This window comes from Paenibacillus sp. MDMC362, assembly GCF_003269305.1.
Taxonomy (GTDB): Bacteria; Bacillota; Bacilli; order Paenibacillales; family Paenibacillaceae; genus Paenibacillus_AQ.
Map to the genome: position 1 here is coordinate 121873 of NZ_QLYT01000017.1, position 12720 is coordinate 134592.

Here is a 12720-nt window from a genome sequence, read left to right on the forward strand (position 1 = left end):
TATGGACAAGCTTGCCACCATCCGAATTATCTTTAAATTCATTCTCCTGCTGGCTGCGGTACCTTTCGTAACCGGTTGCTGGGATATCAAAGACATTAACCATCGCTCGCTCCCGGTCATTATGGGCATTTCGTTAACCGAGGAGAAACAGTACAAGGTGTTTCTGGATATTCCGGCAACCAATGAAACGAGCACCGTAAATATCGTTTCGGAAACGGGTGACACCATCAATGGAATTATTGATCAAATTAGCATGAATATGGAATCTCAGGTCGATTTGCTGCATTTGAAAATCGTCATCGTGGATAAAAATTTCGCCCGTAACGGCATGGAAGACATCATCTCCGCATTTAATCGTTCCAGAGACATCTCCTCCAAAACGCTATTTGCCATCAGTGATCAAGGGCTGGATCAATTTTTTTCAGATATGGCGGCGAAATCGGAACACAGCGGCAACATCATTTATGATTTTTTCGAAAAAAACGCCGGCTGGAACCCCCAATTGGCGGATACCCGAATATGGCAAATGTTTCGCAGCATTCATTCCTATACGCATGATGTCATCGTCCCGATCATACGTTCAGGAAGATCCACAAGTATCGAATGCATGGGTTCGGCCATCATCAAGAATGGCAGAATGACGGGTCAAATCGGACCCGATGAAACGTTAGTCGCCAATGCATTTTATGGAAAAAGCGCATTCGGCAAGGTGGAGATCATGGACAGCACCACCGTACAAATCATTAGCAACAGGCTTACCCATCACAGCTGGATGAAGAATGATAAGCCCTACCTCCGCAGCCATCTCAGGCTGAAGGTCACCATTCTCGATTCCAGGGGGCATCTAACGGAAGAACAAATTAACGAGAAGCTGGAGACGCTGCTGACCTCTCGTCTGGATCAAATGTTTAAGAAAACGCAAAAAGAGCAAGCGGATATCTTTGCCTTGGGCCAATATTTCAGAAATCACCTGAACCGCGAACAGCTGCGGGATTGGAGAACCACTTACTACCCGAACCTGGATTTCAAACTGCATGTAACAACCATCATTGAGAATCGGGGTAATCTGAAGCACCTGTAATTTCAGGATAACGGGTTAGACCGCATCGCAATTTATGAAAAAAACTGCACCTCCCATAGTTAGATCATGTCTAACAATGGGAGTGCAGTCCAACCTTCGATCCTTTTCGGATGCTTTCCTATCTGCGGCTCTTATCGGGATTTCTTACGGATAGCCGCATCTCTTTTAACGCTTCATGCTCACCATAGGTTACGTGGTATGCCCTAGGATTTCGCTTAAAGCATCAAGCAGCGCTTGATTTTCTTCCGCGGTTCCTACCGAAATCCGAATATGCTCAGGCAGTCCCCAACCTTTGGCGTAGCGAACGATGATCCCCCGTTCCAGCAGCTTATGATATAGGATCTCCGCCTGTTCTCCAAGCTCTGCCAGAATAAAATTGCTCATGCTCTCGGAGTAAGGAATCGATAAACGACGCAGCCCCTCATAGATTTGCAGCCTGCCTTGTTCATTCATCCGGCATGATGCCTGGACGTGCTCCTCATCGCCAAGCGCTGCGGATGCTGCCGCTTGTGCCAACGCATTGACATTAAACGGCTCTTTAACCTGAAGCAGTGTGCGGATGATGCCTTCCGAAGCAGCTCCGTAGCCAATGCGAATACCCGCAAGACCGTAGATTTTGGAGAAGGTATTCAGGGTGATCACCGGATATCCCAACTTGATGAAGTCAATCCCGTCCGAGTAATCAGTCGCTGTCGCGTAATGACGGTAAGCCGTATCGATCACAACCAGCACGCGAGTAGGAAGATGGTCCAGAAGCTTTTTCATTTCAAGCTCGGGAATATAGGTGCCTGTTGGATTATTAGGAGTACACAGATATACGATTTTGGTTCGTTCGGTAATCACCGATAGTATATCTTCCGCTGAGAAGGCATATTGCTCACGCAGTGGTACCTTGATAACCGTACCGGACATAAGAAAAGCACCAAATTCATATTCGCTGAATGTCGGATCAGGGACCACGATCTCGTCGCCCGGCTCAAGGTATGCCCGAGAAATCAGCATGATCAGTTCATCGCCGCCGTTCGTCACAATGAATTGATTCGCTGGCAATCCCAAGTGCTCGCCAAGCGTTTGCGCGAGACCCGAAGAGCGTTCGTCGGGATAACGGTGCAGATCAGGCAGCTGCTCCTGAATGGCTTGCAATGCTCTGGGCGATGGACCGAGTGAGTTCTCATTGGAGGCCAATTTGATGACGCGATCCAAGCCGTATTCCTGCTGTACTTCCCAGATGGGCTTTCCTGCCGTATAAGGCTTTAATTTTCCTAATGCTTGCCGCGGCGTTACTTGCAACCCTTTATCTTCCCCTGTTAGATTCAATATGTTCTCCCTCCACTACCGTTATTCATGTGATTTCATCTTCTACACTTCGCTGTAATCGATCTCCAAAAACTGTTCGACTTCCTTCTTCCAGCGGTTCTCGACGAAGTCCACATGCTGCGGGTGCACATTATAGGCTTCATAATCAGCCTCGTTCTCAAACGCCATCGAGAAGCCGAAATCATATGTATTTTTAGGACTGATTTGCTTGAATATCTTAAAGTCTTGAACCGATGGAATCGTGCTGAGGGCAGATCGTCCATCCTCCAGGAAACGCTGCTCCCCCGCTGAGCCTTTCTCATGTTTAAGCGAAAAAATAACGGAATGAATGATTCGGTTGATCGTCATGTTCGTACAGCTCCTTTATTAACATTCTTATAAGGTTGAGATCATCTTGTACAGCTAGAAGTGCTGTGGCTAGAGTTATATCATATTATAACGGCATTCGCGAAGAAAAAGGCACCCTTTTCCATAAAATCCGGAAAAAAGTGCCTGCAATTCAGCAACTATCACTGCACTGGCATAATCATAGAACATGACGGTATAACCTCTGCAAATTATTTTGTCTTCTGAACGTGATTTGTCAGCATATCAAGTAAATAGGCTTTTAGATCAACCATGCGTAGATACTCAGGCTTTTCGTTAGTTCCAACAATGATCAGCGGGACCAGCGACTCGGTTCGACGGAGCGAGCCATGACCCCCGCCCCCCTCATGTGTTGGTGAACTTCGGTCCGCCAATTCGTATCCCGGTTTTGCCGTCACGACCAAAAATTTACCTTTATGAGAATTCAGCGAACCGGACAACCTCTCCAGCACATCGGGATATTGTCCGTAATCCAAAGTTCGATGATCGGCATTTAAAGTAAGGTCCAGCACCTCGGCATCCTGCTTCACGGTCCACGTTTGTTTATAGCGATCGATCAGGTTACCTTTTGCCTTATATCGGAGTTCTTTCAAAGAGGAGCCTTGAAGGACATGCATCCATTCGTTTTCTTTCCAAGCAACAAAATCAATACGGTCATCCTTGCTCAGAATTTCCGCCAAGCTGCGCAGGGAGCGATTGGGCTTGAAATTATAAACATAAGCCATCGTTTCATTGACTGCAAGGGCGACCTCGGTTTCAGGTTTCACCTCTTCGCCCGGCTTTAGAACGGAGATGCCTCTCAACATAGCTGGCATATCAATCACTGAACGCTGATTCGCTGGAAGAAGCTGTGTCATTCCGCTGTCCCCGGCGATGACGAAAATAGCTTGATTTAACGCTTTTTCCCGCGAACCGAAGGAATTCAATACGGATTCGAGCTGCTGATCCAGCTTTTTGACTCCTTCAAGCGAAGACGGACCCTTCTTATGAAGCTCCTGATCCATATCCGGTAAATAAACATACAAAAAATCCGGCAGCTTGTTCGCTTGAATCAAATAGTTCAATGCTTCTATTGCATATTTATTGTTTAGCCCCATCCGGTCGGTGAGATTATCAGGCAAATTCTCCGCACCTTCTAAGGGATTAGACAAGGCTCCCAAGGTTAAAAAATCCGGGCCTTTGACTTTTATTTGTTTCTGCAGGGAAGTCGGACCTTGAATCCAATCCGGTATCGTCAGCGTATGCTCGGTCGCTCCCCGATATATCAAGCCGTTAATCGATCCCGATTTCAAGCCAACACGGGCTAAATCTTCGTAGATCGTGCGTGAATCCGGATGTAAATGTTTCCCGTTCAAATGGATTAATGCATCGGTTAGGACCGGATTAATACCCTGTCTAAGGATTTCCATCGGTCCGGTACCATAGTTGATCATTTTTTTATCGTCGGACGAATACCATAAGAGCCCTGGGACGCCATGGCCATTCGGATATTTCCCTGTCAACATTGTACTGTCAATCGTGACGGACATCGTGGGAAAAGAGCTGACCATATCCTTATGGTATTGTCCTTGTTCAATCAAATACTGAAAGGTGGGCAGCTGTTTTTGTGAAATACCCTTGTCGATCGCCTGTGACATGAGTGAGTCGACCATCAAGAATATGACTTTCTTATGTGTGGCCCCTTGTTCGGATTTAACCCGCAGCAAATCCTGTTCGGCAGGTTTTTGATGCTGGCAGCCCATAATCGTGATCAATACAAGCGACAGCATGACGATTATAATTCTCTTTATCTGCATTTCCATTCACCACCTTAGTACATTTTGTCACGGAGATGGGAATGTCATTCGAGGGATATTTTGCATATTTCTTCTAGCAGTTTTATCCTAAAAAAAGAGGGCTTTCGCCCTCTCACCAATCACAAAATCAGCTTCCCACCGCTCTCCCCTGTGGTTTCGTCAATTTGAAGAATGATGCTGCACCCAGCACGGAAGTGACAAACAAAATGGCTCCCATCGGCATGGCTGTGGATTCGTCAATGCCGACCAGCGGTGACACAATCGAACCAAGCATCAAGGGCAGTAAACCCATGACAGCACTGGCGCTTCCTGCTCGATGACCTTGTTTCTCCATGGCCAGCGTAAATGTGCTGGTAGCTACCATGCCGATTGTAACCATATACATAAAGATCAAGATGACAATGATCGCGAGCGGCCCTTTGAGCATCGTCATGATCAGGAGCAGGAAGGTTGCACTTACGGAGACGATGACCCCGATTCGAAGCAAATTCCGCTCATGGATGATGCCGCCAAAGCGGCCAATGATGAAGCTCCCCGAAATAATGGCGATTCCATTGATTCCGAACAGCACGCTAAACACCTGCGGCGACACACCGTAAATTCCTTGGTATACAAACGGCGTCCCCGAAACGTAAGCAAAGCTTCCTCCGTGAATAAAGCCTACTGTCAACGCATATCCGATAAAGGACCGATCTTTGAACAGGCTTCCCATCGTACGCACGGAATGGGTAAGGGAGCTTGGCGTTCTTCTCTCCCGCGGCAAGGTTTCCTTCAACCGAATAGCAACGATCAACACGATGACTGCACCGAACAAGCTTAAAAAATAAAAGATCGAATGCCAGCTTGCACCCGGCAGAAGCAAAATGGCTCCACCGGACATCGGTGCAACCATGGGGGCAACCGCATTAATGACGGACAATAAGGCAAAAAACTTCGTGAGCTCGCGACCGCTGAACACATCCCTTACAACGGCGCGCGAGATGACGAGGCCGGCTGCTGCCGTAAACCCCTGCAAGAATCTGGCGATGATCAGGGTCGTAATATCGGGTGCCAATGCACAGAATAAGGAAGAAAGGGCAAACAAGGCTAGAGATATGAGCAGCGGTCTTCTTCTTCCTTGCGCATCGCTGATCGGTCCCACAATGATTTGGCCAACCGCAAGGCCGACCAGACAGGATGTCAAGCTAAGCTGTACGAGCGATGCCCGTGCGCCTAAATCATCGGCAATGTCGGGAAAGCTCGGCAAATACATGTCGATATTGAACGGTCCTAATATGCCAAGCAAGCTGAGGAGCAAGGCTAATCCGAGGCGTTCTTTTCCAGTCGGGTTATGAAGCATATGTGTCAAACACCTCTACTCTACTATTTTTTGTATTCCTATAATGTAACAGGTTTGTCCAAAATAGAATAGTGCCGCCTTCAAGGTTTATATAAGGTATTCGTGGTAATTCTGGACAAAAGAAAAGCGCGGTTCTAATCAAACCGCGCTTTTCCCGTTTTGACTAAGGATACGGGTAACTTTCTTGGAGCTCAGCAGCAGCATCACGGCAAAAAATAGAATGACGACGGGAAACAAACCAATCGATATTCGGCCCGCAACGATGCCTGTGTCGTCAAATTCTCATTCATAATTTGTGCGTCCATGCCGGCTATAGCGAAGTGGAGTTTCTTAATCAGATTCTTCTTCGGTGCGTTCCAGCTCAGGCATGAAACGCCCTCCAAAATTCACTCTCCGTATTGATCATGTCCTTGATCTCAGCGAATGGAATTGTGAATGTCGGAAAACCCGCTGCGTAAGGAGCGATCTCATACGGTGCAAACACCAGATGCAACGCGTCCTCGGTAACATAGAAGGGCTGGTTTGCTGCAATTCCCTTGTAGCTATCCGGGAATACGTACGAATACTGCGGATCCTCTTGAATCTGGTTCCCAACGATACGGCTGAGCTCCTTCACATAATCGATGCCCGGCTTGAATAAGTCCTTCAATTCATACATCCTGCCGTTCTCCAGATTGATGACGGCGTAAACTTTGGTTGGCATACCGTGTGCGGCACCGAAGGGATAGTTATAACCGTTCAACTCTAGTTCGAGGAGCTCCTGCTTGTAGAAAATGACGTCAAAATCGCCTGTATACGTATAATCGAGCTGTTGATCCTCAGGAATGAATTTCACCTGTGACATTTCTTTAAGTTTCGTATTCAGCGTTTGCTGAGCTGCCTGATCCCTCATACCTTCGATCCGTGGATAGTAAACCAAGTAATCCGGATTGGGTTTGTACTTTTCCTCCATTACCTTATAAGGTGGCTGCAGCGGAATCACCGTGTTCTGCTTCCAGATGACGTGACCCGACCGATCCAGGTAAGACAGCCGCTGATCGACCAAAGCCTTAATTAGCCCACCTGGTTCGAGCGTGAGCGAACCGCTGCCGTTCACTTGAGGATACCCCGGCGCCGGTCTGCCGGTTCGATCAACAAAATACGTCTGCTGTGCATCATAAACGGATGCCAATCCGTGCTTGTATTCCGATACTTCACGGTATACAAAATCGGATAACCTCTTTCCATCCCAATCTGCAATGGCATAGATCGAGCCGATATACGGCTGCGCAGGATCTAACGCACGTCCAAGCGCAAACCGGTCTTCATTCAGATCCCGAATATCGTTATATTCCGGCTGGATGACCCACTCGCCCTGCTTATTAATGACGCCATACTTCGACTTGTAATCTTCTGCCGTGTTGACGATGGCTCTGTCATGATAAAAAGGAAATGCCGAAGTATAGGTCGGCGGAATGACGATGTTTCCCCACTCGTCGATATAGCCGTATTTGCCAGTGCTATCCTTCTGATAAGCAAGCAAGCCATCGCCGGGCGGTCCGACGTAGGCGAATGGATAATTGGCCAATCGGCGTCCGTGGAGATCAATGAGCGCGTAATGACGGTCTTGTATTTTCACAACGGCTTTGCCATCGACAAAATCATTCGCTTCCTCATATTGCGCCGGGATTACCTCTTGGCCTGCGGAATCTAAATAGCCGTATCTGCTGTTCGCGCCATCGCCACTGCCATTATCGGTTACATAATAAACCGCCCTTCCTTCTTTAAGCTCTGCCATATAGGGATATCCTCGTCTTGTCAGAACTACGCCTTGTTCGTTAATCATCTTAAAACCTTGTTCATCGATCACGGTCGCTCGATGCTCCGAGAACGGGCTGATGGACTGATATATAGGCTTTACTACAAAACGGTCAGACCTGTCGATGAGGCCATACTTCCCCTTTACGCCTACGATCGCGAGACCATTGTCCTGAAAATCCTGTGCATCATCATACTTCGGATCAATGACCATACTTCCGCTGCGGTCAATGTATCCCCATTTCGTTCCTTTTGTTGTCTTCACGGAAGCCGGAAATAATCCGACATGCTGCTGCGACTGCCCTCTGCTTGCCAGCATCTCCTTGATCCGTTTCTCAAGTTCAAGCAGCGTTTCACGCGCCGGGTAGGGTTCTGCGAACGTAAGTGCTTTGCGGACCGACACAAGAGCCGCTTCCGGCATTCCGGCCCGATACTGTGCCTCCGCAAGGTAATACCAATAATAAGAGTAATCCGGATGTTCTTGCGTCAGTCTCTCGTAGTACCTAACAACGACAGGATAATAGTAGGGGTATACATCCGGTGCAGCGACTAAGGCCCCTTGGCTCCACCTGACAACCTCGACTCGATAAGCCTCGCCTGTATCGTGGATCCAAAGCGCAATTTCAGCCTGACCATCCGGACCCGAAGCACCTGGCATGTCGGCAATTTCGATATAACTGTAATATATCTCGGCAGGTGCGATATCTTGGAGGCCCTCTGATGTCCAAGCGTATATCGACAATTTTGACCAGATGGAACCGAGCTGCCATCCCACAATCAATTGATTCATGCGAGGGTTCAACACCGGGGCCGCAGTCAATAAATTAACCGCATATCCCTGCCCCAGGACATTGGCTACGACCTCATATTCGCCGTTGCGGTACTGCAGCACAAATAAATATAGTGCTTCATTGAATCGGGACACACCCGCAATCTCTGGTATGTGATCTCCCGTTACATCGGCTGCGATAACTGCAGGATGTTCTATAGGTTTATCGATTCGTACAAGTTCAGCGCCATGTGGCAGATAGGCCTTGGCGATTTGTGCCAAATACTGATCATTAACGGACATTTGAGCATCCTCCCTTATTCAGAGCTTTCTCGCCTAACTGTATGCAGACGATGGTCAAATATGCACCTGCAGGCGGGCAGGATGGGGCGTCTCACCCCTGTGTTTCCATGGTCGGATGAACGCAAATTAAAAAACGACCTGATCACGTTAGGCAATCAGATCGTTCTCATCACTTCAGAATGGTTTGCTGACCATGAAGTATAAAATAACAATCGGCAGCAGCGTGGCTATTGTCCCGCCTACCGCCCAATACGTAGAAGCTCTTTTATAACCGGCCGAAATGACCCCATCCCTAATGGATTGCATACTGTGCCGAATCATCCCTTTTTGCATCGGAATCAAGAAACCTGCCCACAGGATCCCCGTAACGCCAAACAGAATCAATGAGGCCATCAGCCAGTTCATTCCGCCCATTGCATATCCGGCTTGAACAGCCATCACAACCCCTGAAATGATGATCAGCAGCAATCCTGGCAGGGTAAATGCCAGATCGGCTAACATGACATTCTTAACCGTGTTATGGATTTCAGCCGGATCGCCTTTCAGATCCGCTCTTACTTTCCAGAATGCCGCCGTAATGATATTACCGAGAAATAACACGCATCCGGCGATATGCAGAAATAACCACAGCGTCATAAGCCATCCTTCCCCTCTCCCCGGTGCCCTGGCCGGAGAATATCGATGATAAAGTCCGCATAGTCCTTCGTGGTGAATACATGACTATTTGCGCCGATAAGCCCCCGCATCCGCAGTCCGAACGACAACAGCTCGAACAGCTCAGCCGTCCGTTCCGCATCAATGGATTCCGGTATGACCCCTGCTTCCTGGCCTGTGACAATCCATTGCTTTGAAGTGGCTGTCGCTTCCTTGTAGAAGCCAGCTACAATGTCGGCGATCTCGGGCTGATCGCTTTTGCCAATCAGGTACATGAAGATCAGGTTGCTGACATCATCACGACTTTCCAATCTCGACATGCTGTTGGTGATGGTATTCATCGGTCCGTCAAACTGTTTGATGTCCCCTTGCTTGTTCACTTCGTTCATGAACTGCTCGTTCTGCTCGGTCAGCTTAGCTCGTAATACGTGCACAAACAGTTCATCCTTACTTGAAACATAATGAAATATGGCGCCTTTAGACAAACCGGAACGCTTCATAATGTCATTAAGGGTGGTTTGGCTGCAGCCTTGCTCCCTAATCAGGTCTTCCGTGGCTTCAAGCAGTATTCGCTTGGTTTGCTCTCGCCTTTCTTCCTGCTTCATTTATTAACTCCTCCTTGATGATAAGTTGGTTACCCTTGAGGTGGAAGCCAGCCCGCCATGAGAACCGCTGCCAGGAACACGATTTGGAGAAGCGTTCTCGGCACGATCGGGGTGACCGGCTTACCCCCAAGTGACAAATGGTGCTTCGCTGCGTATACGTTGGCAGGAAACATGGCTATCAGAATCAGCGCCAGACCGGCAGAGGCCAGAGCGGTGGTAGCCGGAATAAGGATGAGCATCGCGCCTGCAATTTCCAGCACCCCGGTGATGGTAACCATGAGCGCAGCCTTCGGAATTCCCGGCGGGATCATGGCGATTAAATCGGGTCTTCGTTTTCCCCAGTGGGCAGAAGCTGTTAGCAGAAACAGGACCGCAACTGCAAATCTCAGTGAAATGACCCAGTCATTCATGTACTCCCATCCTGCAAAGCCGAGCGTCCGAAACAAAAGAAACGAAACCAACATGGCTATAAACGGAATCATCACGTTCACCAACCCTCCGTATATTCGTAGCTTTATTATATATACCGACCGGCGGTTTGTAAATGTGAATTTCAAATTTATTTCTTTAAAGACTTCAGTCATGTTCAGCGTCGAATAAAAAAGAAAGCAAGCCTGCGGCTGCGTTCCAACCGGGCTTGCTCTCATTTCTACTCTCTTATTATAGGTCTGGCCTATTATGCTGCGTCTTTTTTTCTTCATACATTCGAAATAGCAGGATATACAGCACCACACTGATTAATGCCGATAGCAAGATAATGCTGAATATGCCCATAGGCTGCAGCCACGTGGACAGAAAGACCGTCACCGGTGCCAGAAATCTTCCGATCGTGAACTGTAAGCTGTCAGCTCCCATATATTGTCCTCTTGCATGCTCCGGGGCATAACGGCTGATAAAGCTTTGCGTCACGGGGGAACGGACCATTTCGCCGAAAGTGAAAATAATGGTTACGAAGAATAGGAACCAGATGTTCGTGTTCAGCCCGAGTGCAAAAGTGCCTACTCCGGATAACAAGGAAGACAGTACGAAGACGTCACGCTCCTTCCAATCCCGAAACCACTTGGTGACCGGAAGAATAAAGAGAACGAACAAGAGACCGTTGAGCCCCAGCACCCACCCTAATATCTCCGTGCTCGATAGCATAAGCGAATGTCCGTTCCAGGAGAACAGCGCCTGGGATGGTACATAATCAATCACATATACCGCCAAATACAGATCCAGCTGCATGATGGCCACAAGGGCAAAGATCCCCGCCAATATGTACACCAAAAACACCTTATCTCGAAAAATGACGCCATATCCCTTCCACTGTTCCTTGAATACCTGAAGAATCGAACCCGTCGGCTTCGTACTTTTTGCAGGCGCCGGCAGGGTTTCCTGAACGATGAAGAAAATCGCGATAAAATAGATTAGTAAGACGAAGGAACAAGACCACAGAAGCTCTTGCCGATACTGGAAAAAGAAAATGGCTCCAAGTGCCGGACCAAGCACGGCTCCCAAGTTGTTCGCCGTCATGAACGTTGCAAATACCTGCCGTCGTTCTTCAACCGGAACCAGATCGGCTACCATCGCGGAGCTGGCAGGCCTATAGATGGCGCCCCCGAATCCGATGCCGATAAAAGCGGCATAATCGATCCAGTGCGAAGGCGACAGCGCGAACAGCGCAAACATGACCGTCTGCAGCGAGGCGCCAAGCAGCATGATGGGACGGCGTCCCAGCCGATCGGCTAAAGCACCACCGAGCAAGCTGCCGATGATGCTGAATATCGGCGGAACCGTCATGAGGATTCCCGCGATATGGTTGCCTAAAGCCGCTCCGAAATAAACCGTTATGAAGGGAAAGTACATCCAAAACAGCATATTGAACAGCGCTTCACCCAATAATCGAACCTTTAAGTTATTATTCCATAATCGAATTTGCACAGGACTCCCTCTTTCTATCCGAACAGCACAAGTAAAAAATGCGATATACCACGTCCCCCGGCCGGGTATTACAAACTATAAAACATTTCCCTGGCAAAATATAGACTTATATTAAGCGCTGAGCTATACTAATAATATGAAAGCCGAATATCGTCCGATTCAATTTAAATGACCCACAAAACGAACATTTGTTCCATATATGACAAGACGCTCCCGCGGGAGCGTCTTTTTTCGATGCATGGATGTGTTGATTTATCCTTCCGTTGGACCAGTCTGGACTTAGAACATACTCACTCATCAAATTCCGTATCCTGGATGCAGGCTGCTTCTCCAACGGGACTTAATCAGCCAGCTTCTTCAATTCATGCAGATGATCAAAGATCATCTGGCAGACCTCAGAGACCCGCTCCCGATCCTTGTACGTTAACCAAGCCAATTCATCAATTTCCGAAGCCGGGCTTAGCTCTCCTTCATACTCCGCCGTGTAACAGGACATCGTTACTCGCACGCCCTCGGATTTGCCGTGAGCGCCAGCACGGAAGCTGCCAGCATGCACAGCGGTCTCCGGTTTGATACGAACGGACAGTTCCTCCTTGATTTCCCGCACCAGCGTGTCGATATCGGATTCCCCCGGTTCTCGCTTTCCTCCCGGCAAGTAGTATATATCCTTTCCTATGGAACGAACGCCCAATATACGTCCTTCCGCGATGTGGATCCAGGCGATTTTGTCAATCTCCGTTATCATATGGATTCCTCCCCTCATCAGATAA

At 48.3% G+C, this 12720-nt stretch carries 11 protein-coding genes; 1 reads left to right on the plus strand and 10 read right to left on the minus strand.

Annotated elements, in window-relative coordinates; genetic code table 11:
- Position 1: 1 nt before the first annotated feature.
- Positions 2-1081: a Ger(x)C family spore germination protein gene (locus DP091_RS09455; protein WP_113058098.1), complete on the plus strand. Its 1080-nt coding sequence runs from the start codon at positions 2-4 to the stop codon at positions 1079-1081.
- Positions 1082-1270: 189 nt separating this feature from the next.
- Here DP091_RS09455 and hisC read toward each other — a convergent pair whose 3' ends face one another.
- The 10 genes from hisC to DP091_RS09510 form a co-directional block, all read right to left on the minus strand.
- Complete coding sequence (hisC, locus tag DP091_RS09460; protein WP_258394457.1) at positions 1271-2398, minus strand: histidinol-phosphate transaminase; 1128 nt, start codon at positions 2396-2398, stop codon at positions 1271-1273.
- 42 nt (positions 2399-2440) lie between these two features.
- Entirely contained in the window at positions 2441-2746 is a 306-nt protein-coding gene (locus DP091_RS09465; RefSeq protein WP_113058099.1) for a Dabb family protein, read from the minus strand.
- A gap of 209 nt (positions 2747-2955) precedes the next feature.
- Positions 2956-4560 carry an alkaline phosphatase family protein gene (locus DP091_RS09470; RefSeq protein ID WP_113058100.1) on the minus strand — a complete coding sequence of 535 codons (1605 nt, stop codon included), beginning with the start codon at positions 4558-4560 and terminating at the stop codon, positions 2956-2958.
- A gap of 127 nt (positions 4561-4687) precedes the next feature.
- Positions 4688-5899 (minus strand): Bcr/CflA family efflux MFS transporter, encoded by a 1212-nt coding sequence (locus DP091_RS09475; protein WP_113058101.1) that lies wholly within the window; start codon positions 5897-5899, stop codon positions 4688-4690.
- 361 nt (positions 5900-6260) lie between these two features.
- Positions 6261-8768, minus strand: coding sequence for a WG repeat-containing protein (locus DP091_RS09485; protein ID WP_113058102.1), 2508 nt, complete (start codon positions 8766-8768; stop codon positions 6261-6263).
- A gap of 174 nt (positions 8769-8942) precedes the next feature.
- Positions 8943-9404, minus strand: a complete 462-nt coding sequence (locus DP091_RS09490) for a DUF2269 family protein (protein ID WP_113058103.1) — start codon at positions 9402-9404, stop codon at positions 8943-8945.
- The gene (locus DP091_RS09495) at positions 9401-10027 is read right to left on the minus strand and encodes a TetR/AcrR family transcriptional regulator (protein WP_113058104.1); all 627 of its coding nucleotides are present in this window, start codon (positions 10025-10027) and stop codon (positions 9401-9403) included. Before DP091_RS09495 ends, DP091_RS09490 begins: the two co-directional genes overlap by 4 nt.
- Positions 10028-10056: 29 nt before the next feature.
- Positions 10057-10509 (minus strand): DoxX family protein, encoded by a 453-nt coding sequence (locus DP091_RS09500; RefSeq protein ID WP_113058141.1) that lies wholly within the window; start codon positions 10507-10509, stop codon positions 10057-10059.
- A 178-nt stretch (positions 10510-10687) separates the two neighbouring features.
- On the minus strand, positions 10688-11950 hold the full coding sequence (locus DP091_RS09505) for an MDR family MFS transporter (protein WP_113058105.1): 1263 nt from the start codon (positions 11948-11950) through the stop codon (positions 10688-10690).
- A gap of 340 nt (positions 11951-12290) precedes the next feature.
- A complete protein-coding gene (locus tag DP091_RS09510; RefSeq protein WP_113058106.1) occupies positions 12291-12695 on the minus strand; it encodes an NUDIX hydrolase in 405 nt (134 codons plus the stop codon).
- Positions 12696-12720: the final 25 nt, after the last annotated feature.

Bases quoted from the DNA above. Each gene is read 5' to 3' on its own strand.
- DP091_RS09455 (WP_113058098.1), top strand. From the start codon at position 2: ATGGACAAGCTTGCCACCATCCGAATTATCTTTAAATTCATTCTCCTG.
- DP091_RS09465 (WP_113058099.1), bottom strand. From the start codon at position 2,746: ATGACGATCAACCGAATCATTCATTCCGTTATTTTTTCGCTTAAACAT.
- DP091_RS09470 (WP_113058100.1), bottom strand. From the start codon at position 4,560: ATGCAGATAAAGAGAATTATAATCGTCATGCTGTCGCTTGTATTGATC.
- DP091_RS09475 (WP_113058101.1), bottom strand. From the start codon at position 5,899: ATGCTTCATAACCCGACTGGAAAAGAACGCCTCGGATTAGCCTTGCTC.
- DP091_RS09485 (WP_113058102.1), bottom strand. From the start codon at position 8,768: ATGTCCGTTAATGATCAGTATTTGGCACAAATCGCCAAGGCCTATCTG.
- DP091_RS09490 (WP_113058103.1), bottom strand. From the start codon at position 9,404: ATGACGCTGTGGTTATTTCTGCATATCGCCGGATGCGTGTTATTTCTC.
- DP091_RS09495 (WP_113058104.1), bottom strand. From the start codon at position 10,027: ATGAAGCAGGAAGAAAGGCGAGAGCAAACCAAGCGAATACTGCTTGAA.
- DP091_RS09500 (WP_113058141.1), bottom strand. From the start codon at position 10,509: ATGATTCCGTTTATAGCCATGTTGGTTTCGTTTCTTTTGTTTCGGACG.
- DP091_RS09510 (WP_113058106.1), bottom strand. From the start codon at position 12,695: ATGATAACGGAGATTGACAAAATCGCCTGGATCCACATCGCGGAAGGA.